Consider the following 23952-nt stretch of genomic DNA (forward strand, 5'->3'; position numbering starts at 1 on the left):
GGGGATATGATGGAACATGGTAATTCAGTGGTTGCTAAAACGAAGCACCCAGTCAGTATTACGAGAAACGCAACAAAAGAGCCTAAATCCATACAATGGGTCCTTATCTCCATTGTTTTGCTATTTTTGACTTTGTTTTTAGTTGTCCCATTAATCGCAATCTTTGTAAAGGCTTTTGAAAAAGGTGCAGAAGCTTATTTTGCCGCCATTGTCCATCCTGATTCCTTGGCTGCGATTAAGTTAACATTGATCGTCGTCCTCATTACCTTGCCACTTAATGCCATATTCGGGGTTGTGGCTGCGTGGACCATAACAAAATATGATTTCAAGGGAAAAAACTTCTTAATAACACTGATAGATTTGCCTTTTTCCGTTTCACCCGTCATTGCTGGGTTGATTTTTGTCCTTCTGTTTGGCTTACATGGAACACTTGGTCCACTGTTGCAATCCTTTGACATTAAAGTGATTTTTTCAATACCTGGGATTGTCATCGCCTCCATTTTCATCACCTTCCCATTCATTGCACGCGAATTGATCCCGCTCATGCAAAGTCAGGGGACGTCTGAAGAAGAGGCTTCACTCACGCTGGGTGCTGGAGGGTTTAAGACATTTTGGTATGTGACGCTTCCAAATATAAAGTGGGGACTTCTATATGGAGTCATCCTTTGTAATGCAAGGACAATCGGTGAGTTTGGGGCTGTATCGGTCGTATCGGGCCATATAAGGGGCATGACCAATACGATGCCGCTTCATATTGAAATCTTATACAATGAATATCAATTTTCGGCTGCTTTTGCCGTTGCATCCCTGATGTCCATCTTTGCAATCATGACCTTGATCATTAAAAGTTTCATAGAATGGAAAACGGACTTTAAATCAACCAAAGCGAGTTAGGAGGAATGAAATGAGTATCATCATTGAAAATGTTACAAAATATTACGGGTCCTATCAAGCACTCCAAAACATCAATTTGGAAATAAAGAGCGGTGAACTCGTAGCCCTCCTTGGCCCTTCCGGATCGGGAAAAACGTCATTACTGCGTATCATCGCCGGTCTCGAACAAGCAGAGAACGGCAAGATTCTCTTCAATGAAGAGAATTATACGCATAAACATGTAAAAGATCGAAATGTGGGTTTCGTCTTTCAGCATTACGCCCTTTTTCGAAATATGACGATTTTTGATAACATCGCCTACGGATTAAAGGTCCGCCCTAGAAAAATAAGGCCCAGTAAAAAAGGTATTGAACAAAAAGTTACCGAATTGCTTCAGCTTGTCAAGTTGGAAGGATATAAAGATCGTTATCCATCCCAATTATCAGGCGGCCAGCGGCAGCGTGTCGCATTGGCAAGGGCCCTTGCGGTTGAACCGAATATCCTTTTGCTTGATGAACCATTCGGGGCATTGGATGCCAAGGTTCGCAAGGAACTTAGGCGTTGGCTAAGAAGGCTTCACGATGAATTCAATGTTACGAGTGTGTTCGTGACGCATGATCAAGAAGAGGCGATGGATGTTGCTGATCGGGTCGTAATCATGAATGAAGGGAAAATTGAACAGATTGGAACCCCGGAAGAAGTATATGATCATCCTGAAAATCCCTTTGTTTATGATTTTCTCGGCAGTGTCAATCTATTTAAGGGCAACGTCCATAAAGGGAAATTGGTAACTGGGAATGTGGAAATGAATGCCCCGGACATTGAAGATGGAATGGGCACTGGTTATGTAAGGAATCATAACTTTATCATAGAAAGAGAACCATCGGAAAAGGACTCGATTGCATCCATCATTGACCATATCCATACAATTGGCCCCATCGTCCGGATAGAAGTCATTCGTCAGGATACAAACGAACCGCTGGAAATCGAACTGACGAAAGAACAATATTTGAATCTGGGAATAAGCAAAGGGGAAAGGGTATATGTCCGCCCAAAAGAATTGAGAGTTTTTGTCGACTTTATGGCTGGGATTTAAAAATGAGTCGAATATTGACGGAAAAACCGCTAAGAGCGGTTTTTTTTAATTTTTTTAATGATGCTGACAGCAGGACCTTCCTGTACGAAAGGTAAATAAACTGCAATCTGTTGCAAAAGGGCTTCCTTGCATTCGGAAATGGTGAGTTTTTACCCGTCAATAGTCTATGGTCACATTGTGCTAAACACTAGATAAAAAGTCTTGCATCAAAATAAGAAGAGTGTTATGTAAGATATTGGATGATTTATCACGGGAAAAAGTCGAATTTTTATGGTTAATGTTAAAATTGAAATATAATTGTAATATTGTTATTACGCATTTGACAAAATCTGATGATATACTACGAATTAGATGAAAACATAGTAGAGTTTAAGAAATGTATTTAATATAATCACAACCTTGAAGATTACATAAAGAGTAAAAAAAATAGAGAAGAGTTCCCAGCAATTTATTTTGACTAATCATTTTTCATAGAGAAAAAGAAGTGGGTCGATGGAAATGCAAGGGGAGGAAAGCAGGGGAAATGAGTTTGAAGAAAAAACTTATCGTATTGAACACGACAATTATGCTTGGATTAGGAAGCGCTTTTGCCATACCGTCTGTAAAAGCTGAATCTATCTCGGATATTCAATCACAACGCACAGGAATACAATCAGATATTTCAGAGGCAGAACAAGTTATACAGGAATTGAAAAAAGAACAAACGAAGATGAATGCCCAAATTGCCCAGATAGAATCGGCAATGAAAGAAAATGACCAAAAAATCAAAGATACTAAACAAGAAATTAAAGACACCGAAAAAGACATAGATTCTTTAAAGAAAGAAATTAAAGCGTTGGAAGAAAGAATCGCAAAACGCGAGGAAGTCTTGAAAGAGCGCGCGCTTTCATTCCAAGAGAGCGGCGGGGACGTTGAGTACCTAGAAGTTGTTTTAGGTTCTAAAAGCTTTGGTGAATTCGTTAATCGTGTTGGAGCGGTAGCCACTATCGTGGAAGCTGACCAACAGATTCTTAAAGAACAGGAAGCGGATAAAGCTGACTTAGAAAAAAAACAAGCGACTGTTGAGAAAAAATTGCAAAGCCTAAAGGATATGGAAGTAGAGCTTAAAGGCATGCAATCCCAAATTAAAGATCAAAAAGCTGAAACTGTCAATATGAAGGCTAAGATTGAAGAGAAAGAGTCGGAAACAGCGGCCCTAAAACAATCTTTAGAGAATAAGGATGCAGGTTTAGAAGCACAAATTGCGTCCATTCGTGAAAATATCAAAAAAGAGGAAGAACGTAAAGCAGCAGAAAAAGCAGATCTTGACCGTGCTGCTGAAGAAGTGAATTCTTCTAATTCTTCTAGTGAAGGAACATCAAGTTCATCTAGTAAAGAATCATCAAGTGCTTCTAAAGCTGAATCGTCAGCATCTGGTTCGTCTAAAGGTGAATCATCATCTAATTCATCTAAAAACAGTTCTGCTGATAAACCTGCAGCAGCTAGTAAGCCTGCAGCCAGTAAAACTGAAACATCAAGCAAGCCTAGCAGTGCAAATACAGGCTCTGCAATTACAGCAGGTTATAAATATATCGGTAACTCCACATATAAATTTGGTGGCGGAAGAACGGCATCCGATATCGCTAACGGTCTTTTCGATTGTTCAGGATTCGTTGCATGGGCTTATAAACAAGCTGGTGTGAACCTTCCAGCCAGTACGGATGCATTGAAAAATGCAGGACGTCAAGTATCCAAGAGTCAAATACAACCTGGAGATTTAGTATTTTTCAATACCTATAAAACTGATGGGCATGTCGGTATTTATGTCGGAGGCGGCAAATTTATCGGTTCCCAAAGTTCAACAGGTGTTGCAATCGCCAATATGGAAAGCGGATATTGGGCAGGTGTTTTCAACGGACGTGTCGTTCGTGTAAACTAATCGTTCTTTAAGTAAGCAGGGGAGTAAATGCCCCTGCTTATTTTTTTTTGAAAAAAATCGAAAAAAAATGAAACTTATTTTGAAATTAAACGTAAATACTATAAGATTAAACAAGGATAGGTGATGTGGACTTTCAGTAATCTGGGTAAAGATATAATGAAACAACATTCCATACTATTAAACGGAGGCAAAAAAACATGATGAAAAAATTTATGGCTGCATTACTTACGATTACACTAGCATTCTCGCCAGTCGGCACTTATGTATTCCAGGATCATACGGAGTCAGTCGATGCAAGGGGATACAAGTCCGGAAAAAGAAGCTTTAACAGCAACAACAATAATAATTCTAACTTCCAAAATAAAGAAACGAAGAAGTCAGATGCTACTACTGCTAATAAAGCCAAGAGTGGAAATACATTCTCAAAAGGCGGCTTAATGAAAGGAATTATGCTAGGTGGACTGGCAGGTTTACTTTTTGGTAGCCTATTCGCCAATATGGGAGCCCTTGGTTCTATACTTGGTCTATTAATCAACGTGTTAGCGGTCGTTGTATTAATCGTTGTAATCCGTAAAATATTCACATATTTCAAAGATAAGAAGAAGAAAGAGGATACAAACCCATGGAGAGGCTAAAGATTTCCGAACAAGATATCATCAATGCGGTTTGTGTTTACATTGCTCGTAAAAAGCAGGTACAACCCAATGAGGTAGAAGTGGAGTTAATGTTTGATGATGATTATGGCTTTTCGGCGGAAGCGTTCGTCGATGGCCGGAAACAAGTGTTAATTACCATCAACTTGATAGAAGCGCTTCGCTTATGGCTGGATGAATATATGAATAAAGATCCATACTCGGGTATTGAACTTGTATTGGATGATGAAGAAGGCATAGTGGCTTTAGTAAGTGAAAGTAATAGATAAGTAAAAGAGGATGCCGTAAACGGCATCCCTTTTTTTTATTTAATAAGGCACAAGTCGATCTGTGCGGAGGAAAAGGATAAAAGAGATAGAAAAATAGTAAAACGAACTAAGCAAAATCATAGATTACCAACACTTATTTTAAACTCAGAAATATATATTTTCCATTTGTTGCAAAAAATGGGCCGTGGAAGTAGGATGGATATATGTTCAAGTCAAAGGAGGAGAAAAAGTGAAAGGTTACATTGAAGATATCACTTTTTTAAATGAAAAGGCCATAAAGTTCGGCAATGAAAAAGTGGAAGCGATACTTGCGCCATCTTTAGGAAGCAATCTGCTTTCGTTGAAGTACAAGCATAAGGATATTGAGTTGCTGCGCACTCCGGATAGTGTGGAAGAGTATAAAAAAGCTCCCATTTTATACGGAATGCCAATCCTGTTTCCTCCTAATCGAATTGAAGATGGTCAATTTACATATAAGGGGACTGTGTATAAGTTTCCAATCAATGAAATGAAAAAATCTAATCATATTCATGGTTTTTTGCATGACAAGCCGTGGCAAGTCTGCAAAAAGGAAGTGAACGGGAAAGCAATCGTCATTAATACTGAATTTTCAAGCAGCGATTTTGATCTAAAAGGTAGCTTTCCACAAGATATCACTGTGAATATGTCTTTTTCTTTAAGGGCAGAAACATTGGAAATACAATTGGAAATCACCAACAAGGGCATTGAACCCTTTCCGTGGGGAGCAGGTTATCATACTGTATTCAATTTTCCATTTGGACCAAGGAGTAAATTGGAGGATTGCAGTATATCTCTTCCCGTCAATAAACATTGGGAATTGAATGAAAGGTCATTGCCCACTGGTGCAATTCATGAAACTGCCAATACATTGGAAATCCAAAACGGTATTAGCTTGGACGGCCGGCTATTTGATGACCTATTTGGCTATGATGAGGTAAGAGCGCTGGAAAACGAGTGCATACTCACTGACCAAGAGGCTGGCATACAGGTCATCTATCATGGTGATCAACATTTTAAGTTTTGGGTATTGTTCAATCAGGAGGGGTTCGTCTGTCCTGAACCATATACATGGGTAACGAATGCTCCTAATTTGGATTTGCCTGCAAAAATGACTGGATTGAGGGAGTTATGCTCAGGGGAAACGGTTCAGCTGAAAACTAGATTGATTATGAGAGATATATAAAAAAACACCTTGGCACTTATGGATGCCAAGGTGTTTAAGGTTATGATTTTTTTCTCATCCATAGTGGGTATAGGACGATTCCGAATACATATAAGGCTATGCCAAGTATGAATGTATTCATATCAGCTGTACCCGTCTTGATGACCCAGATCGAGTAAATTAACGCCAGGATGGTGATGATGCCATCACGTACTCTTGAGCCTTTCATGATGTCATAGGTTTCCCCAGTCATGACTAGTTTCAATTGATACAGAACCGAAGCAAGATACGGGATCAAGTAAGCGAGTGTAGCGACGATCATCGAGAATTTATAAGCTTCCAAAACCGTACCCGAAATAGTGGAGAATAAGAATATCTGTGTCATGATATTTGTTATTGTCATAGAACGGACGGGTGTGCCATTTTTGTTCGCTTTCGCAAAATAGGCCGGAAACAGGTCCGATTTCGCTGCCTGGTAAGGAACCTCTGATGCAACGACAATCCATCCGATTGTAGATCCCAATAAGGAAATGACGGCAAGAGCAGCCATTAAATACGTACCGCTTGAACCAACTACAGCTTGCAGGGCGTCAACAAGCGGTTTTTGTGATATTTTCAAATCGTCTTGTGATATGGCACCCATCGTCAATAAAGTAATGGCGATATAAATGGCAACAGCGATAAGTAAACCAAGAATCGTCGCTTTCTTTACATCATTTTGTGACTTGGCTCGGTTTGAAAGCATGACGGCAGCTTCAATACCGATGAAGGCCCATAATGTTGAAATTGCAGCAGCATTCACTTGATCGCCTAAAGAGATTGCAGATCCCGCCTTATCATAAAATTCAGCTCCGTTCCCTAGATTGGAAGTATCGAAGATGAATATCGTGATAATGATGAAAAATAAGAATCCAAGCACTTTGGTAACCGTAGCAAAAAGATTCATCTTCCCGGCACTGTTAAAACTTCTCACCAAGATTGCCTGAATCCCCCAAAGGGCAATGGAACATACCGCAAACGTTAATGCTTTACCTAGTTCAAGGTGAAACGAACCGACTGTATAAATCACTTTCGCACTATGCATCACCGGGAAAAACGTTGATAGGTAACCAGCAAATGAAATGATGACAGAAGCTGTCGCAGCCCAATTCGCAGCCCAATAGCCCCAAGCCATGCTATATCCTGAAACCCTTCCTTTAGCAGGAGATTTAAATAATGATTGAGCATAACTTTGCGGTCCAGCTTTCAAATCCGGTTTCCGGATTGCCAGGTTACCAAACACCAAAGCTATTAGAAAGACTCCCAGTCCAGTAACGATCCATGCCAATGTGGCCCCTAATGGACTGGATACCTGTGCTAATTGAGCAGGGAGCATGAAAATTCCGCCGCCGACCATATTCCCAATAACGAATGTGGTCAAAATCAATAAACCCCATTTTTTATTTACCATTTATATCGAACCTTTCTTAAATACAGTGTGTGTTTATTCCGACAACTTATACTAAAATAGTATATCTCAAATAGTTTAGTTTGGTAAAGTGGTAAATAAGTAAAATATAAAACGCAGACTCAGAAAATTCTAATTCATATTGACAAAACGAGGGAATTGGATTATATTAGTAAATACCAAGTTAATTGGTAAGAATAATGCGATTTTTGCTTTAAATCGTATTTTTCTATAACATATGCAACTCCCGAATATTGCCGATTAGTCAACTAAAGGCACCCTTACATCTACTTCTGTTAGATGACGGGTGCCTTTTATTTTTATAGTGAGGGGAGGGGAATGTGGAGTTCCTATTAACTGGTTATTCTTATACGGAAAGTAATGTGAGGATATGATAGGTAAACCAAGTTCCTCAAGAAAACATGGAAAGCGGGAAGCGGACGTGTGCTTTTCGTGCGAACGCTTTAAACATTGGGCATGAAACGAAGCTTTATTACCAGTAGTGAAGGGGAGATATTATGGAAAAGAAAGAAGAATTGAAAATCAGGCATATCATTTCAAGCTTGGAAGATCTGCAATATGGATCCGTGATAATAACCATACATGATGGTGAAATCACACAGGTGGATACAACCGAGAAGAAACGATTCCCATTAGTGAAGGGCAGGGCAGTTAAATCTAGATGAATAATAGTTCTTAACGGGGCTTTCGATATGAAGGCTCTTTTTTTATGCAAAAAATTATTCAATTGGAATTTAGAAGAAGATTGTACTGCTTTTAACATGGTAGAATAAGTTAGGGGAAAAGGGAGTTTTTTATAGGGGTTTAAATGATATCCAAGGGAGGAACAGGGAATAGATGACCTTACAAACTATAGAACATGATATCTTGGCATTAATTGAAACATTTAATGGGAAAATCGCATATAAAATTGAAAATGGTCTTGGGGATACGATTGGATATCACGAGAATGAATCCTTTCAATCAGCGAGTCTTATCAAAATACCGATGATCATCGAAGGTTATCGTCAAAGTGAACAAAAGAAAATCTATTTGAATCAACCAGTGACCATCCCGCCTAATGAAGTGACAGGGGGATCTGGAGTCCTGCATGTCTTATCGAATAAGGTATTTTTAACTGTAGAGGATTTATTGACATTGATGATAACTGTTTCTGACAATACATCCACGAACATGATGATGAACCTGCTGGGATTTGAGGAAATTAATCAATGCATCAAGGAACTTGGTTTGGAAAATACTGTCCTTGAACGAAAAATGCAGGATTTTAAGGCATTAAAAGAAGGGCGCGACAATACCATATCGGCGGAAGATACGATTACCTGCTTGAAAGCGATACATACAGGAAACTTTTTAACGAAAGAAAGCCAGGAAAGAATATTGCGTGTATTTGACAATCAGCAATTAAGGGATAAACTTCCATCGCTAATGGGCAAAGGGGTCAAGGTCGCAAGCAAAACGGGCGGAATTCGTGGAGTATCCCATGATTGTGCAATCATTCGTTCAGAAACACAAACTGTTTATGCTGCAGTTCTTACTGAAGATATGAAATCAGAGGAAGAAAGCCGTCAAGTAATCAGTAAAATTGGAAAATTAATATATGATGATATGGTCGCAGAATAAACTGTCAGTTTGAATATTTTTGGAAGAGCGGGAAATCTTTCATGATTTCACGCTCTTCGATCTTGGCTATAGAGGGGTCAGTGGGAAAGAATGTTAAATGAAAGGAAAATGAAGCGGGGAAAAACCTTGAAAAGCGCGATGAAATTAGGTTTAATGAGTGCTGTTATATTACTGGGGTATTTTGGTTTTTTACACATGAAAATTCAAGAAAGCATTCACCAGCAAATTCCGGAAAATGCCGATTACCTCATTATTCTTGGAGCAAGGGTCAAAGGTTCGATTCCATCATTATCCTTACAATACCGGATTGATAAAGCTGCAGAATATTTAACGGCTAATAAACATACAGTGGCCATTGTATCTGGCGGCAAAGGACCGGGGGAAGATATTTCGGAAGCGAAAGCAATGCAACAGGGGCTAATCGTCCAGGGAATTGAAGAAGCGCGCATCATGATGGAAGACAAATCTACAACAACACACGAAAATATTGTTTTCTCAAAAGAACTCATTCCTGATACAGCAGCTTCAGGATTAATCGTAAGCAATGACTTTCATATTTACCGGGCAGTTGAAATAGCAAGAAAAGAAGGCTTGAACATGAAGGGAATGCCGGCAAAAACACCAAAAGTGTCACTGTTGAAATCATATACCCGTGAATATCTTGCAATTACTAAATACTATTTGACAGAGTGGATTGGGAAGTAACATCCAGTGGCTTATATTGATTTCTCCTAAAGATGGGGAGGGTGCTTTCTTTATTCAACTTCCACGACAACATTAGGAACTTCCCAAAAATCTTTCTCTTGATATAGATCCTTAAGTGTCTTATAAACGGGGAAACCCGTATAGGAAATCTCGACTTGTTCATCCGCATCCACTTCTTCCACATCTATATCATCAACAAAACCAAGTTGATCATCGATTTCCATTAAATAATATCCGAGTGCCTCATACCCGCTATAGGCTACAATAACCTTACTGTCAAAACCGCTATTGGATACTTTGTAATATTTCATTGATTGACCTCCTTGTTGATCATTCTTGGTAATGTTTCTTATTACTCTGATATACCCATTAATTAATATCTGAATCATTAAATTGGATAAATAAAGAAAATAGGCAGGAGAAAAGAATATGAAACCTTAAATATCACTGGATAATTTGCTATCTTCAGCAATTCATGTTAATCTAATAAAGAATTGTTTTTGATTGTGGAAGAGGATATTGATTATTTTCCAAATGATTAAAAATAGTAATACAATGTGTGTTATGCACTAGGAGGCAACAACAATGGAACAAGGTACAGTTAAATGGTTTAATGCAGAAAAAGGTTTTGGATTTATCGAACGTGAAAACGGAGACGACGTATTCGTACATTTCTCAGCTATCCAAAGCGAAGGCTTCAAATCTTTAGACGAAGGTCAAAAAGTAACTTTCGACGTTGAGCAAGGTGCTCGTGGAGCTCAAGCTGCTAACGTTCAAAAAGCTTAATTTTTAAATTAAATCGTAACCGATATGAACAGACTTCCTCGATGGGAGTCTGTTTTTTATTGTACTAAAAATGAAAGCGAAAAAAATCCCACTCTGAAATGAGTAGGGTTTTAGTGACTTGTCATCAAGCTTTTTTTAATTCTTCTTCAAAGAAAAAAGTAGTTGGATGTTCTTTAACAGTATAAGAATATCTCTTCATATTTTTTACATATGCCCATTTATTAATGGTTACTGATTCATTAGTATCCTGAATAGTTACTGTTTCACCAGTATTATACTTATTGCTTCTCAATTTAGCCACCCTCTTTGTTAATAGTATAACATATTTGCGAATGAAAGATGTGTTCAAGATATTCCAATGAAATATTGTGTTTAAAAAATCAGGCTATGTATACGGAACTAGCCCAATTATTTTGGCTGGACAAAAGCTAAAAGCCTGATGGTGATTGATTAACGATGCAAAAAAACAGCCACATGTTCCTATGTAATACAGGAATCACGTGGCTATGAATTAGAAGGTTTTCAAGAATATTAGTTAATTAAAACGCCCAATCCCCAATACAGAAGACAGGTTCTGAAGTGCCGTCCTGTTTGATGCCGTCGATGTAGGCTGGAAACGTTGATATATAAGGGTTTTGATATTTTTGATTAAAAGGATAAAAATAGAAAAAGTAAGAAAAACTACTTTTTTGTGACCACATGTGACCACATGTGACCACTGTGTTACCAGAGAAAGTGCAGTTATAATAAGCCTAAACTGTTAATAAAGTTCCCTTAGAATAAGCCTCTTCCAATCTTAGAGAGAGGCTTATTTGTATTCCTTTTTGTTTATCCAAAGCCATAGTATAATAAGAAGCAATTGGAAAAGAAATAATCTGGTGAGAATCCTCCATATGGTGAGCGGATTGGGGAGCAGAAAGGCGGTAGAGAAAATGTATAAAGAAATGGGTCAAGCTTTCACTAAGCTTGATAATTGGACCGTTTATATGATTACGTCCCATCCAGATTTTGAAAGATTATATGGCAAATTGGCTACGAAAAAACGGAAGCTATTTAATAGGTTTATACGAACTGATTACTATCAATATATTGGCTTATTCAAACTACCTTAAAATTCATATAAAAAAGAAGTTCCATTTATTTTTGGAACTTCTTTTTGTATTAAAAGAATGGAAACCCTAAATCACGAACTTTCAGACCGATTTTTTAGTATTATTTATTTCGTTACATGAGCGGTCACATTTTTGGTCACTAAACTGGTCACAACTCCTTTAATAACGCATGTTTTTGGGTTTCAAAAGCGGTCACTAAGTTAGTCAAAAACGTCTTGATAACGTCACATTCTCATTCACAACCCCAAATTACCTAAACCTTCTTACTAATCCGCTCCACAATCTCCATTAAATCATCAGGGCTATGAAATTCAATCGGCGAAAACCTTTATCGAAATGAATTGTATACTTGCCGTTAATTTCCTCAAATGGAATCTATCGCCGAAATCGACTAAGAGTCCTTTGACAGATGTACTGCCAAGTTTCATTCGCAGCTCGGCTTCAGATGTATTGCTCGACAATCTGGGCAGTGGCTTCGACGACTTGGTGGATTTCAAAGTGTTCCTGGATTTCCCTTTTGGCGTTCGTTTCCTTTTGAATAAGTGGCTAGAATTTTTCTTGAATAATTAGATAATATATCTGCCTCTTTTTTGTATAGCATGACAAAAGAATGAACCAAGCTGTCTGAAATTGCATTAAATATATTAACAACGAAAAGAGGTGAATTATATGTCTGGTTCTGGTTCTGGTTCTATTTCTGTGGATGTAGTTACGATTCTTTGGGAAAGAGCTTCGTTAATACCTTTAGCTCAGCGTAGAATTGTACAAGCTACAGTGATTGGAAGCGCTGCTCCTTGCGCTAACACTTTAGATCGCGGTGATTTATACAGAGATGCTGTACTTTGTTTACTTGGAAATAGATTTGTACAAGTATTGAACCTTGACTCTGGTCTAACCGGAGTTGCCGTGTTCATCCGTTTACGCTAGTATATTAATTAGTGGACAAAGTATTTTTGATTTAAAATACTTTGTCTTTTTTATAAATACACAAAAACCACCAGTCATTAAGATTGGTGGTTTTATCAATTTTACTAATACAGGAATGTTAAGTAGGAAGCGGAACATTATCTTAGTGAATTTCTAGCTGGTGTTGATCCGATTAAATTACCTTTTGATCAATTTATTCAAGACTTGTCGATTCAAATGAAATTGAATGTAGCGGTAGTACATATCAAAACTTATAGTAGCTTTAATAAATGTTGTATTAACCCTAGACTTGGTAGTATAGAATATTTTCAAAGCGGGTTGGTTATACAACTATTCAAAATTACGTTATATAAATAGCCACGTGCTTCCTAGTATGCAGAAACACGTGGCTAATGAACTTGATAATTTGTTTAAAGTTAAAGAAATGTGACCAATTCTGTGACCACTCAAGGTTTTAGACCTTAGAAACGCCTCTATATCAATGCTTTAATTAAAACGCCCAATCCCCATTACGGAAGACAGGTTCCGAAGTGCCGTCCTGTTTGATGCCTTCGATGTTCATTTTCTCAGATCCAATCATGAAATCGACATGTGTAAGGCTTTCATTCAGTCCATTTTCTGCAAGCTGTTCTGGACTCATGTTTTTTCCGCCTTCAATACAGAAAGCATAAGAGCTGCCGATAGCAAGATGGTTTGATGCATTTTCATCGAAAAGTGTGTTGAAGAATAAAACATTCGATTGGGAAATCGGTGAGTTGAATGGAACAAGTGCCACTTCACCAAGATAGTGTGAACCTTCATCCGTTTCAACCAATTGTTTTAGGATTTCTTCCCCTTCTTCCGCTTTTACTTCAATGATCCGTCCTTCCTTAAAGGTCACGGAAAAATTATTAATGATATTGCCGCCGTAACTAAGGGGTTTCGTACTGGAAACCGTACCGTTAACACCTGTTTTCAATGGAACCGTAAACACTTCTTCGGTAGGCATGTTAGCCATGAATTCATGACCCTGTACGTTGACGCTTCCTGCTCCGACCCAAAGGTGTTTGTCGGGTAACTCGATTGTCAGGTCGGTTCCAGGAGCCGTGTAATGCAATTTTTGGTAATGCTTGTCATTTAAATAATCAACCTTTTCATGCAGGGTATCATCGTGTTTTTTCCAGGCCTCCACAGGATCCTTCACATCAACACGAACTGCTTTGAAAATGGCTTCCCATAGCAGATCAACGCGTTTTCCTTCTGCCTCTTCAGGGAATACTTTATCAGCCCAAGCTATTGAAGGGACGGCAACGATGGACCAGCTTACTTTATCGGATTGCATATACTGACGCCACTTCTTCAGTGCAGTCCCGGATGCTTTTTGGAAGTTGGCAATCCTTTCTGGCTTTACACCTTTTAATAAGTCAGGGCTGGAGGAGATTACGGATAGATAGGCAGCTCCGTTTTCTGCAAGTTCAATCGTTTCTTCCGCTCGCCACTTTGGATACTCGTGGAACACCTCATCCGGTGCCAGTTCATATTTGGTACGTGAAACGATATCGTCATTCCAATTAACGATGACATTACGCGCACCGTTCTCATAAGCCTTTTTTACAATGAGACGCACTAGGTCAGCACCCTCTAATGTTGTGTTTACGACCAGGGTTTGATCTTGTTGGATGTTTACGCCGACTTTTACGGCAAGTTCTGCATATTTTTCTAAATTCGTTTGAAAATCACTCATCATTTCAAAACTCCTTTTCCATTTTCTACATTTATAATTGTACTTAATTGTCATATAAAAAAGAAACTTTTTACATCGTTTGTGAAAACTTATAGTTATTAGACAGGATTTCGTCATAACCGGCAAGGAGATGAATCAGTTAAGGTTCATTCACTTTAGCACAAACCCCGGCATCATTACCGTATGAACACGTAACCTCCCGAGCCAGCTCAAGCAGCAGCCGGTTTGTCTATCTTGCATTCTACCAAAATTATAGAAGGAAAGACTATTGAAAAGGTTTGAATAGTTGAATAATTTAATTATTTGGGACAGTGAACAATGGACTGAAAGAAAGAGGGCCTCTTTGAGACCCTCTTTCTTAATAGTCAAAAAATCATTTACCCAAATTAATCCAGACACTTTTCACTTCAGAATAGTTGTCCAGTGCATAAGATCCCATTTCACGTCCGATTCCGGATTGTTTGTAACCGCCGAACGGGGAAGCTGCGTCGAACGCGTTATAACAGTTCACCCATACAGTACCGGCACGGAGTTTTCCTGCAACATAATGGGCATTGGCTATATCGCTAGTCCATAAGCCGGCAGCCAATCCATATTCACTGGCATTTGCACGGTTAATGACATCATCTAAATCCTCGAATGGCATTGCCGCTATGACCGGCCCGAAAATCTCTTCTTTGGCTATCGTCATATCCTCTTCGACACCAGCAAATATAGTAGGAGAAACAAAGTAGCCTTGTTCACCCGGTTTATTTCCGCCGACAAGAACTTCCGCACCCTCGTTTTTCCCTTTTTCAATATAGCCCATTACCCGATTTTGCTGCTCCTCGGAAACAAGTGGTCCAATTTGTGTACTTGGATCTAAACCTACCCCTTGTTTTATGTTTTTTGCATGGCTTGCCATATCGGCAACTACATTATCATAATGTTTCTTTTGGATATAAACCCTGGAACCGGCACAGCATACCTGCCCTTGGTTAAACATGACCCCATTCAAAGCTCCAGGGATGGCTTTTGAGAAATCCGCATCAGGCAGGATGATGTTTGGCGATTTCCCTCCAAGTTCCAATGTGACCCGTTTCAATGAATATGAAGCGGAGCGCATGATCAATTTTCCAACTTCGGTCGAACCGGTAAATGCAATTTTATTTACCTGCGGATGGTCGACAAGTGCTTGTCCAGCGGTTTCACCAAAACCGGGAACGATATTGACGACCCCATCAGGGAAACCGGCTTCAGCCAATAATTCAGCCAGGTAAAGCGCGGAAAGCGGAGTTTGTTCAGCAGGCTTTAATACAACCGTACAACCTGTAGCAAGTGCCGCTCCCAGTTTCCACATCGCCATAAGAAGCGGAAAGTTCCATGGGATGATTTGGCCGACAACACCAACAGCCTCGTGTTTTGTGTAGTTAAAATAATTTCCGCTTACTGGAATGGTCTGTCCAACAATCTTGGTGGACCAGCCAGCAAAATATCTCATATGTTCTATAGCTAAAGGAATGTCGGCATTGGTAGTTTCACTGATTGGTTTACCATTATCCAACGTTTCCAATTGAGCAAGTTCAGTTTTATTTTCTTCCATTAAATCAGCAAGTTTATACATTAGCCTACTGCGTGAAGCTGCGCTCATTCTTGACCAAGGCCCCTCATCGAATGCTTTGCGTGCAGCCTTGACGGCTAAGTCGATATCCTCTTTATCAGCTTCATAAACATCTGCAAGTTTTTGTCCTGTAGCAGGATTAGGTGTGGAGAAGGTTTTTTTTGAAGCACTTTCTACAAACTGACCATTAATATAGAGCTTTTTTGGTCCTGTTAAAAATTTTTGCAGCTTTCCACTTACTTCTAACGTTAGATTTGTCATAATTACCCTCCTGAATAAAATGATTATCTTGGGCAGAACATGATGACTTATTGTTAACGCTATGATTTATGCCAATTTTTATGATAAATGAAAAAAAGGGAATATTCAATCTATATCATTCGACAGAATATTCAAGATTTCATCATCATAATTAAGTAAAGAAGTATTATTTTGTCATGACATGTGTAAATACTATAGCAAAAATGAAAGTTAATAGTTAAAATGAATAAGGATAAAATAACAAGAAGGTCTAAAGTTCTTCAGGAGGAATATATGGGAAATGATGCGAAAATGATATCGCAACGTAAGTTACTAGGTGTTGCGGGTCTTGGATGGATGTTCGATGCACTTGATGTCGGTATGCTTTCTTTCATTATTGTTGCTTTGAAACAGGAATGGAACTTAACCAGTGAGCAGGTTGGCTGGATTGGGAGCATAAATTCTATCGGAATGGCTGTTGGAGCCGTATTCTTTGGTGCGATGGCCGACAGGGTCGGACGGAAGAATGTCTTTATCATTACATTATTATTGTTTTCAATCGCAAGTGGCCTGTCTGCAGCAGTCAGTACACTCAGCTTGTTCTTGATATTGCGATTTTTGATTGGAATGGGACTTGGAGGAGAACTTCCGGTTGCCTCGACATTGGTCTCTGAAAGTGTTGAAGCAAGTAAAAGGGGAAGGGTTGTCGTCCTTCTTGAAAGTTTTTGGGCGGTTGGCTGGATTTTGGCAGCACTCATATCCTACTTCATCATTCCGGCTTATGGTTGGCGTGTTGCATTGTTATTGAGCGCAGTTCCAGCTTTATATGCGCTGTATCTGCGCTTGAAACTGCCGGATTCACCGAAGTATACGGAACTAGAAAAAAAGCAGAGACCGTCTATATTAAGCAATATGAAAAGTGTCTGGAAAAAGGAATACTCCCGTCAGACCCTTGTATTATGGATTCTATGGTTTTGCGTGGTCTTTTCTTATTATGGGATGTTTTTATGGCTGCCAAGTGTGATGGTCTTAAAAGGCTTCAGCATGATTCAAAGCTTTGAATATGTTTTGATCATGACGCTTGCACAGCTTCCGGGCTATTTTTCAGCTGCATGGCTGATAGAGAAGCTGGGACGTAAATTCGTTTTGATCACATACTTAATTGGAACCGCCGTTAGTGCCTTTTTCTTTGGATCGTCAGAGGGGCTGGCACTGCTGATAGTTTCCGGGATGTTCCTATCTTTCTTCAACCTGGGGGCATGGGGTGCGCTTTATGCATATACACCTGAGCAGTATCCAACAGCAGTTCGTGGTACAGGTGCTGGGTTAGCTGCAGGGATCGGAAGGATTGGCGGTGTCCTGGGACCGTTGCTTGTAGGGTATTTAGTTGCCGCAGACACACCGATTTCATCGATTTTCACCATTTTTACAATCGCTATTCTAGTGGGTGCCATTGCCGTAGCTTTTGGGAAGGAAACAAAGAATACCGTTTTGACATAAACAAAAGGAAGGGGACTGTAATCAGTCCCCTCTTTTCATTAATCAAAGTCTTTTATGATTTTTAAAAGGGATTCGGAGGCTCTCTTCGGACTATCTGCATTCATGATGGCCGATACGACTGCGGTACCGGATAGCCCGCTATCAGAAAGAGTGGAAATGTTATCTGCAGTGATACCCCCGATGGCTACGGCGGGAATGGATACGCTGCGGCAAATTTCCTCCAGATCCCCAATGGCCATTAGGGTTGCATCTTGTTTGGTCTTTGTAGGGAAAACGGAACCGACTCCGATATAGTCTGCTCCATTTCGTTCGGCTTCGAGAGCTTCTTCAAGAGTGGAGACAGATACACCTACAATCATATCTTCAGGAACCATTTGTTTGACGACAGGCAGTGGAAGGTCATCTTGCCCAATATGAATTCCGTCCGCTGCAACCGCAAGGGCTATATCCACCCGGTCGTTGATGATAAGGGGAATGGACAGCTCGTTCAATAATTGTTTTAATGCAGAAGCTTTTTTATAAAAGGAAAGGGAGGAATTGTTTTTCTCTCTAAGTTGTACGATCGAGACTCCTCCTGAAACCGATTCTGCAATGATTCTGGCCAATTCTTCTAATGCTAGGGATTCTTCCGTAACTAAATACAGGCTTAAATCAATTTGGGACTTCTTCATTTATTTTCACCTCATGCATCCAGATTTCCTTATCCATTCTTGATATTGCATCGATTAATCGCACGCGAAACGTTCCTGTTCCTTCATCTTTTTGAAGGTTTGCAGCAGCTAGTTCCCCTGAAATGCTCATGGTAGAGATACCGGCAATTGCCGCAGAATAGAAATCGTCGGTGACTCCGGAAAAAGTACCGATAAGAGCGGTGGACATGCAGCCGGTACCTGTAACATTAGTTAAAAGGAGGTTCCCATTGTCGATGATGGACGTATGTTTTCCGTCGCTGACCGCATCCTTAGCTCCGCTGACCACGACGATACTATTCAATTTATTTGCTGCTTGTGCAGCCAGCTCTGCATTGCTAATCGCTAGTTCCCCCGAATCCACCCCGCGTGTAACGTTATCCCCACCCATCAATGAAAGAATCTCACTCGCATTCCCGCGAATGATTTGGAAAGTAACCTTACTAAGGAGCTCTTTGACCTGCTCTGTACGATAGGGGGTGGCACCAACTCCCACCGGGTCCAAAATGACCGGGATATCCTGGGCATTTGCCGTCTTACCGGCAATCACCATTGCTTCAAAGGCTTTATCATCGATCGTACCGAAATTCAAGACCAATGCATCTGCTAATTTGACCATATCCGCCACTTCTCTTGGGCTCGAAGTCATTACTGGTGAACCACCGATGGCAAGGGTGGCATTTGCACAGTCGTTGACCGTAACAAAGTTGGTGATTTGGTGAATGAGTGGTTTTCTTTCTTTTACCTTCACGAATAAATCGGCTGCAGAAACCTTCATATTAATTCACTCCGTTCTTTTTTTGAAAATGAATGAAAATGGTGGACAGGTCCATGACCTTTGCCGATTGAAAAGCTATTGCGTATCGCTTCAGAAATATAGGTCTTGGCCTGTTCGATCGACTGTTGCAATGGCAGCCCATTTGCCAGGTTTGATGTAATGGCAGATGATAGAGTACAGCCCGTGCCATGAGTGTTTTTCGTATGAATGCGCTCTCCCTTGATCCATTGGAAGTCAGTCCCATCATAAAAAAGGTCATTTGGATTTCCTGCTGCATGGCCTCCTTTAAGTAAAACGGCTTTGGGACCCATTTCTTGTATTGAAATGCATGCCTTGTAGAAATCTTGTTCCGTTCGAATCGACAAGCCAGTAAGTACTTCCGCTTCCGGTACATTTGGGGTTAAAAGTGTTGCAAGCGGAAGCAAATCCATTTTTAAGGCAGAGACAGCCTTTTCGTCGAGCAAATGATGGCCGCTTTTGGAAATCATGACAGGGTCAAGGATAACGATGGCAGGCAAGAAGGTTTTAAGGGACGCAGCGACAGTTTCCACGATTTCTTTTGATCCAAGCATGCCTATTTTTACTGCATCGACATGAATATCTTCAAAGATAGCTGCAATTTGATCTGATATGATTGCTGTTTCAATTGGCTGTACTGAACGGACTTCCATTGTATTTTGTGCGGTTACGGCTGTGATGGCAGACATTCCAAAGACACCATGTGCAGAAAATGTTTTTAAATCCGCTTGTATTCCAGCGCCGCCCCCTGAATCAGAGCCTGCGATGGTTAATGCTGTTTTCATAAAAAAACCCCTTCATATAATTATTTTTTAGAAGTATTTTAAGTAATATGAAAGCTAAAATCGCACCAGCGAATGAACTGAGCATAAAAGCCGGTAAAAAACCAAAAAGAGCAGCTTTTTCTCCCAATAGGAGGAGGGCAAGTGGATAACAGGCTAGGGAACCGAGAATACCGGTCCCGATCACTTCCCCTAAACAGGCGAATTTTAAGCTTTGTGTTTTTCGATAAAGGATGGCAGCCAAAAGTGCACCGATCATGCTCCCGGGAAAGGCAAAAATTGAACCGGTACCAGACATGTTTCTAATGATGGAAACTAAAAAAGCTTGTGTCACAGCATAAGCTGGCCCCAATAGAACGGCAGTCATGACATTTGCCAGATGCTGAATAGGAAAGACCTTTGCAAATCCTGCAGGTATGAAAATAAATGAACTGGTCAGCGTCGTTATAGCCGTGATCATGGCAGTCAACGTCAGTTTCTTGATAGGATTCATCATCATGTCAACGACCTACAGCGGCCAATCCTGCTCATTTTGAACCATATCCCAGAATAAATATTCATATCGGGAAGTAACCAAAAAGTGCTTTTCTAATCTAAGAAGTTCCGTTTCTGGCATGCCTTCCGTCAATTCTTCCAACAAAGCGATCAGCCATTTGTGTGCTTCACCGAATTCAGGAGATGAATAGGACCTTATCCAATCTGCGTAGCGATTGTTTTCCAATGCTGCTCCATTTTGTTCTTTTAATAGCAAACCGATTTCATAATAATCCCAAGCGCAGGGCAGGAGACAGGCGATCAAGTCTGCCAAAGTCCCATGCTGAGCTGCATTTAGCATGTATCCTGTATAGGCTAGAGTGGTTGGAGTAGGCTCTGTATCTTCCAATTCCTTGGAACTGATCCCGAATTCGGAAGCATAATGCCGATGAATATCCATTTCCACTTGAAGGGTTTCATTTAAAATACTCGCAAACTTTGCCATGGTTTCGATGTTATGAGCTTTGATGACACCTAAAGCAAAGAGCTTGGAATAATCCATAAGATAGATATAGTCCTGCTTCAGGTAATAGGCAAATTTGTTTTCAGGAAGCGTACCATTTCCAATTGCCTGGACAAAGGGATGTGAATGGTTCCTTTTCCAAATTTCTTTTGACCGTGCATGTAGTCTATCACTGAATGGTTCTAATTTAACATTCTCCATTGTTCATCCTCCTTTAGAATGGATCTCCTTGTTAATGAAAAAACCCGTTCCTGAATACGGAACGGGGTAGATGGATATAGTCTGTAAATGGACGATATCATCCACTTCCCTCCGCCGGTATGAGCCGGTTCAGGTTCAAAGGGTCCGGAACTAATTCCATCTCAGTCTTAAAAAAGACTCCCCTAGTGGTGTGAATTGTATGTAATTACTGACATCATATCAGAAAGACAAGAAAATGCAACCCGCATTTGAAAGAGGGACCATTTTATGTCCAGGAAAAAAGGGAGAACCAGGTAATTGACTTTTGATGGTTATTAGGATAAAATCATGTCTACATCATTTATATATCGATTTCTTATCCAGAGAGGTGGAGGGACTTGGCCCAACGAAACCTCGGCAGCGGACCCGTTTTGGGAACTGTGCTAAATCCAACAAGCATATGCTTGGAAGATAAGAAGAGCCGTACGGACACTGTCAGCCTCTTCTTGAATTAGAAGGGGCTTTTATTTTTGGGAAATAACGTTTAGTGACATAATGGAAAAGGTATATATAATTTGGTGAAAATCAAACAAGTTGATAAAGTTTAGCTAACTAGAAGCAGGCTCTAGGAAGACTAGGAAAGGAGCCATTTACATGGCAGAATTATTTAAGAGGATTGAACAGAGGAAGGCAAAGCTTATTGAAGAGTTATTGGCCAATGGAGTATACAAAACCTCTGATGAAAGGCACCTTTATGATGCCCCATTAAAAGTACTTGAAGATGAATATAAGATTGTTATAAATAGACCAAATACTGAGTCACCTTCTGAATGGATGACATAGTAAACGATGGACTATATTTTGGGTTTTTGGATAAGGGATATGATGTAAGCATTCGCAGTCTACACTAGTGGATGCTTTTTTTGCGTTTGATAGAAAATGACACAAAATATACATAATTTTAGAATGAAATAGTCATTTTGTCACATTTATCCTTTAAAATAACACATTTAATTTCTGAAAAATAGTTGATTTTTACTAGTAGTTTCATTATGATGAAAGTGTAAAAATATTGAATAAATGGGAGGTGGCTATATAATGCCTTGCCGTAAGGTAACGATAGAAAAAGTAGAAGAGAAGAGAAAAGAAATGATCAACTTGGCAGCAATTTACGGCTTAACAAGTCTGCTAACTGTTCAAGCCAGTCAAGAATTGGATATGCTATTAAATGCGTTAACAAGTAAAAGAGATTCTGAACATTTTCCCCTCCAGAAAGCATATAGGTATTTTTAAATTAGCCAATTCGACCTCGATTAATATGAAAAAGCTACTGCTCAAGGCAATAGCTCTAAAGAATAATATTAAATATCGACACGTTTACCAAGAATGACCAAATCCCGCTCAATGCCATCCAGCTCGGCAACTTGAGGTAAATGTGCCCATTCTTCAAACCCGAATTTGGAAAAAAGCTTAAGGCTTGGTGTATTGTGGGCGAATATGAAACCCAATAGAGTCTTAACACCTAATTTTGGACTCAATTCAATGGCCTTTTGAATCGAAATTTGTCCGATTCCTTTTCCCCGGAAATAATCATCAATATAAATGCTGATTTCGGCAGTGGAATTATATGCCGGTCGGCCATAGAAGGATTGGAAGCTCATCCATCCAGCAGTTTTCCCTTCTATAGTAATGATAAATAGCGGTCTACTTTCTGAATGATGTTCCTCAAACCATTTAACCCTCGATTGGACGGATACAGGTTCCGTATCTGCCGTGACCATTCTTGAAGCAATTGTCGAATTATATATTTCAACAATTCTGGGTAGATCAGATAGTTCTGCCTCTCTAAACTCTATGTGCTCTTCCATGATTTAAACTCCTAACTATCATTTATTCAATCTCCAGAATGAAGGGTAATCCCGTTTTTTGTTTAAGGGACGGTGAATGACACTCAATCCATTGAAAGTTTTATATTATCATACACTCTTAAATCTTTATCTGACAATTTTTTTTATGTTAAGACTGCAGATTTTTTGGGTATGTAAAAGATTAAATACTTCTAGTAAAGAGACAAGAGGAGAACCAAATGAAAAAATTGGCAGGTTTATTGATTATAGTACTAGTTATATGTTTTGCTGCATATGAATTTCAGGCCTCGGAGTCGGAAGATGTGCAAAGGGTGATGGCTTTTGGAGATTCATTAACCTATGGAAAAGGGGATAAGGACGGAGAAGGATATATAGAAGGCCTTGAGGATGAATTGAATAATCCGCAATCCGAACAAAAAGTGAGTTTTTGGAATTACGGTATAAAAGGCCAGGAAACGGATGGGGTGATGAAACAGCTTGATGATTACCGCATTAAAACGAAACTTGATGAAGCCGATACTTTCATCGTTTATATTGGAACGAATGACTTGATCAATAGCAACGGCGGGGACTTGAAGAAAATAAGTGACCGAAAAATCAATGAGGGTAAACGGGAGTATATCAGCCATCTGAAAAAGATTACATCAACATTGATAGAGGCAAACGATAAAGCGGATATTCTGGTAGTAGGATTATATAACCCAATTAAAGACAATCAAAAACTTGAAAAGCACATTCGCGATTATAACCTGTCAATAAAGGGAATAGCGGATAAAGATAAAAGGATGTTATTCATTCCTACAAATGATCTTTTTGAAGATAAAAAGAAAACAGAGTATTTCAGTGATAAGTTACATCCGAATGAAAAAGGGTATCAGCTCATTGCGAATCGGGTTTTGGAAAGTTATGATTTCAAATGAAAGCAAAAATGCACAGGAAGGCTTTCTGTGCATTTTTGCCCGCA

Annotated in this window: 26 protein-coding genes, 1 pseudogene and 2 riboswitches; of the genes and pseudogenes, 16 read left to right on the forward strand and 11 right to left on the reverse strand. The window is 39.6% G+C overall.

Translation table 11 applies throughout. The annotated features are described in order from the left end of the window. Positions 1 to 9 precede the first annotated feature (9 nt). The 6 genes from cysW (at position 10) to AC3ISB_RS06800 (ending at position 6013) form a co-directional block, all read left to right on the forward strand. On the forward strand, positions 10 to 894 hold the full coding sequence (gene cysW / locus AC3ISB_RS06775; protein ID WP_144550064.1) for a sulfate ABC transporter permease subunit CysW: 885 nt from the start codon (positions 10 to 12) through the stop codon (positions 892 to 894). A gap of 10 nt (positions 895 to 904) precedes the next feature. Next, the gene (locus tag AC3ISB_RS06780) at positions 905 to 1969 is read left to right on the forward strand and encodes a sulfate/molybdate ABC transporter ATP-binding protein (protein WP_141992498.1); all 1065 of its coding nucleotides are present in this window, start codon (positions 905 to 907) and stop codon (positions 1967 to 1969) included. A gap of 523 nt (positions 1970 to 2492) precedes the next feature. After that, entirely contained in the window at positions 2493 to 3887 is a 1395-nt protein-coding gene (locus AC3ISB_RS06785; protein WP_489275888.1) for a C40 family peptidase, read from the forward strand. Between the two features lie 200 nt (positions 3888 to 4087). Then, entirely contained in the window at positions 4088 to 4522 is a 435-nt protein-coding gene (locus AC3ISB_RS06790; RefSeq protein WP_144550299.1) for a hypothetical protein, read from the forward strand. After that, on the forward strand, positions 4510 to 4809 hold the full coding sequence (locus AC3ISB_RS06795; RefSeq protein ID WP_098371236.1) for a YxcD family protein: 300 nt from the start codon (positions 4510 to 4512) through the stop codon (positions 4807 to 4809). The genes AC3ISB_RS06790 and AC3ISB_RS06795 overlap by 13 nt, the downstream gene beginning before the upstream one ends. A gap of 229 nt (positions 4810 to 5038) precedes the next feature. After that, positions 5039 to 6013: an aldose 1-epimerase gene (locus tag AC3ISB_RS06800; RefSeq protein ID WP_489275890.1), complete on the forward strand. Its 975-nt coding sequence runs from the start codon at positions 5039 to 5041 to the stop codon at positions 6011 to 6013. A gap of 40 nt (positions 6014 to 6053) precedes the next feature. On the opposite strand, the gene AC3ISB_RS06805 is transcribed toward AC3ISB_RS06800, so the two are convergent. Beyond that, positions 6054 to 7442, reverse strand: a complete 1389-nt coding sequence (locus AC3ISB_RS06805; protein WP_098371234.1) for an amino acid permease — start codon at positions 7440 to 7442, stop codon at positions 6054 to 6056. 515 nt (positions 7443 to 7957) lie between these two features. Between AC3ISB_RS06805 and AC3ISB_RS06810 the strand changes: the two genes are divergently transcribed. The 3 genes from AC3ISB_RS06810 to AC3ISB_RS06820 all read left to right on the forward strand — a co-directional run bounded on the left by AC3ISB_RS06810 (position 7958) and on the right by AC3ISB_RS06820 (position 9788). Then, entirely contained in the window at positions 7958 to 8125 is a 168-nt protein-coding gene (locus AC3ISB_RS06810; RefSeq protein ID WP_098371233.1) for a YezD family protein, read from the forward strand. A gap of 172 nt (positions 8126 to 8297) precedes the next feature. Beyond that, entirely contained in the window at positions 8298 to 9083 is a 786-nt protein-coding gene (locus tag AC3ISB_RS06815; protein WP_144526988.1) for a serine hydrolase, read from the forward strand. A gap of 90 nt (positions 9084 to 9173) precedes the next feature. Beyond that, positions 9174 to 9788: a YdcF family protein gene (locus tag AC3ISB_RS06820; protein ID WP_489275893.1), complete on the forward strand. Its 615-nt coding sequence runs from the start codon at positions 9174 to 9176 to the stop codon at positions 9786 to 9788. 50 nt (positions 9789 to 9838) lie between these two features. On the opposite strand, the gene AC3ISB_RS06825 is transcribed toward AC3ISB_RS06820, so the two are convergent. Then, positions 9839 to 10099 carry a hypothetical protein gene (locus AC3ISB_RS06825; RefSeq protein ID WP_098371231.1) on the reverse strand — a complete coding sequence of 87 codons (261 nt, stop codon included), beginning with the start codon at positions 10097 to 10099 and terminating at the stop codon, positions 9839 to 9841. Between the two features lie 274 nt (positions 10100 to 10373). Here AC3ISB_RS06825 and cspC point away from each other — a divergent pair, with 274 nt between their 5' ends. Then, a complete protein-coding gene (cspC, locus tag AC3ISB_RS06830) occupies positions 10374 to 10574 on the forward strand; it encodes a cold shock protein CspC (RefSeq protein ID WP_010331195.1) in 201 nt (66 codons plus the stop codon). Between the two features lie 124 nt (positions 10575 to 10698). Here the strand turns inward: cspC and AC3ISB_RS06835 are convergent, their stop codons facing one another. Continuing rightward, positions 10699 to 10866, reverse strand: a complete 168-nt coding sequence (locus AC3ISB_RS06835; RefSeq protein ID WP_179086028.1) for a hypothetical protein — start codon at positions 10864 to 10866, stop codon at positions 10699 to 10701. A gap of 591 nt (positions 10867 to 11457) precedes the next feature. Between AC3ISB_RS06835 and AC3ISB_RS06840 the strand changes: the two are divergent. Continuing rightward, a pseudogene (locus tag AC3ISB_RS06840) lies at positions 11458 to 11686 on the forward strand (class I SAM-dependent RNA methyltransferase); the annotation flags it as partial. Between the two features lie 669 nt (positions 11687 to 12355). Beyond that, positions 12356 to 12613 carry a hypothetical protein gene (locus AC3ISB_RS06845; protein ID WP_098371230.1) on the forward strand — a complete coding sequence of 86 codons (258 nt, stop codon included), beginning with the start codon at positions 12356 to 12358 and terminating at the stop codon, positions 12611 to 12613. Between the two features lie 490 nt (positions 12614 to 13103). Here AC3ISB_RS06845 and AC3ISB_RS06850 read toward each other — a convergent pair whose 3' ends face one another. Together AC3ISB_RS06850 and AC3ISB_RS06855 are read right to left on the reverse strand one after the other, a co-directional pair. After that, complete coding sequence (locus AC3ISB_RS06850; protein ID WP_489276879.1) at positions 13104 to 14336, reverse strand: aminopeptidase; 1233 nt, start codon at positions 14334 to 14336, stop codon at positions 13104 to 13106. Between the two features lie 373 nt (positions 14337 to 14709). Then, positions 14710 to 16197: an aldehyde dehydrogenase family protein gene (locus AC3ISB_RS06855; protein ID WP_076366967.1), complete on the reverse strand. Its 1488-nt coding sequence runs from the start codon at positions 16195 to 16197 to the stop codon at positions 14710 to 14712. A 273-nt stretch (positions 16198 to 16470) separates the two neighbouring features. Here AC3ISB_RS06855 and AC3ISB_RS06860 point away from each other — a divergent pair, with 273 nt between their 5' ends. After that, positions 16471 to 17676: an MFS transporter gene (locus tag AC3ISB_RS06860; RefSeq protein WP_098371228.1), complete on the forward strand. Its 1206-nt coding sequence runs from the start codon at positions 16471 to 16473 to the stop codon at positions 17674 to 17676. A 38-nt stretch (positions 17677 to 17714) separates the two neighbouring features. On the opposite strand, the gene thiE is transcribed toward AC3ISB_RS06860, so the two are convergent. Genes thiE through tenA form a run of 5 tightly spaced genes read right to left on the reverse strand, consistent with a single transcriptional unit; the run spans position 17715 to position 21141 of the window. Continuing rightward, positions 17715 to 18347: a thiamine phosphate synthase gene (gene thiE, locus AC3ISB_RS06865; RefSeq protein ID WP_480339211.1), complete on the reverse strand. Its 633-nt coding sequence runs from the start codon at positions 18345 to 18347 to the stop codon at positions 17715 to 17717. Beyond that, positions 18328 to 19143 carry a hydroxyethylthiazole kinase gene (thiM, locus tag AC3ISB_RS06870; protein ID WP_480339210.1) on the reverse strand — a complete coding sequence of 272 codons (816 nt, stop codon included), beginning with the start codon at positions 19141 to 19143 and terminating at the stop codon, positions 18328 to 18330. Before thiM ends, thiE begins: the two co-directional genes overlap by 20 nt. Beyond that, positions 19140 to 19946, reverse strand: a complete 807-nt coding sequence (gene thiD / locus AC3ISB_RS06875) for a bifunctional hydroxymethylpyrimidine kinase/phosphomethylpyrimidine kinase (RefSeq protein WP_480339209.1) — start codon at positions 19944 to 19946, stop codon at positions 19140 to 19142. Before thiD ends, thiM begins: the two co-directional genes overlap by 4 nt. Beyond that, on the reverse strand, positions 19915 to 20436 hold the full coding sequence (gene thiW / locus AC3ISB_RS06880) for an energy coupling factor transporter S component ThiW (protein ID WP_098371396.1): 522 nt from the start codon (positions 20434 to 20436) through the stop codon (positions 19915 to 19917). The genes thiD and thiW overlap by 32 nt, the downstream gene beginning before the upstream one ends. Before the next feature lie 15 nt (positions 20437 to 20451). Then, entirely contained in the window at positions 20452 to 21141 is a 690-nt protein-coding gene (gene tenA, locus AC3ISB_RS06885; RefSeq protein WP_098371224.1) for a thiaminase II, read from the reverse strand. 89 nt (positions 21142 to 21230) lie between these two features. Then, positions 21231 to 21335: riboswitch (TPP riboswitch) on the reverse strand. Between the two features lie 158 nt (positions 21336 to 21493). Then, positions 21494 to 21598: riboswitch (SAM riboswitch) on the forward strand. A 176-nt stretch (positions 21599 to 21774) separates the two neighbouring features. Between tenA and AC3ISB_RS06890 the strand changes: the two genes are divergently transcribed. After that, positions 21775 to 21963, forward strand: a complete 189-nt coding sequence (locus AC3ISB_RS06890) for a Fur-regulated basic protein FbpA (RefSeq protein WP_076366955.1) — start codon at positions 21775 to 21777, stop codon at positions 21961 to 21963. Positions 21964 to 22218: 255 nt separating this feature from the next. Further along, positions 22219 to 22413 (forward strand): aspartyl-phosphate phosphatase Spo0E family protein, encoded by a 195-nt coding sequence (locus AC3ISB_RS06895; RefSeq protein WP_098371223.1) that lies wholly within the window; start codon positions 22219 to 22221, stop codon positions 22411 to 22413. Between the two features lie 68 nt (positions 22414 to 22481). On the opposite strand, the gene AC3ISB_RS06900 is transcribed toward AC3ISB_RS06895, so the two are convergent. Further along, the gene (locus AC3ISB_RS06900) at positions 22482 to 22988 is read right to left on the reverse strand and encodes a GNAT family N-acetyltransferase (protein WP_141992487.1); all 507 of its coding nucleotides are present in this window, start codon (positions 22986 to 22988) and stop codon (positions 22482 to 22484) included. Positions 22989 to 23206: 218 nt separating this feature from the next. On the opposite strand from AC3ISB_RS06900, the gene AC3ISB_RS06905 reads away from it, so the two are divergent. Then, complete coding sequence (locus AC3ISB_RS06905; RefSeq protein ID WP_098371221.1) at positions 23207 to 23908, forward strand: GDSL-type esterase/lipase family protein; 702 nt, start codon at positions 23207 to 23209, stop codon at positions 23906 to 23908. Positions 23909 to 23952: the final 44 nt, after the last annotated feature.

The organism is Peribacillus sp. GL_122 (genome assembly GCF_057835005.1).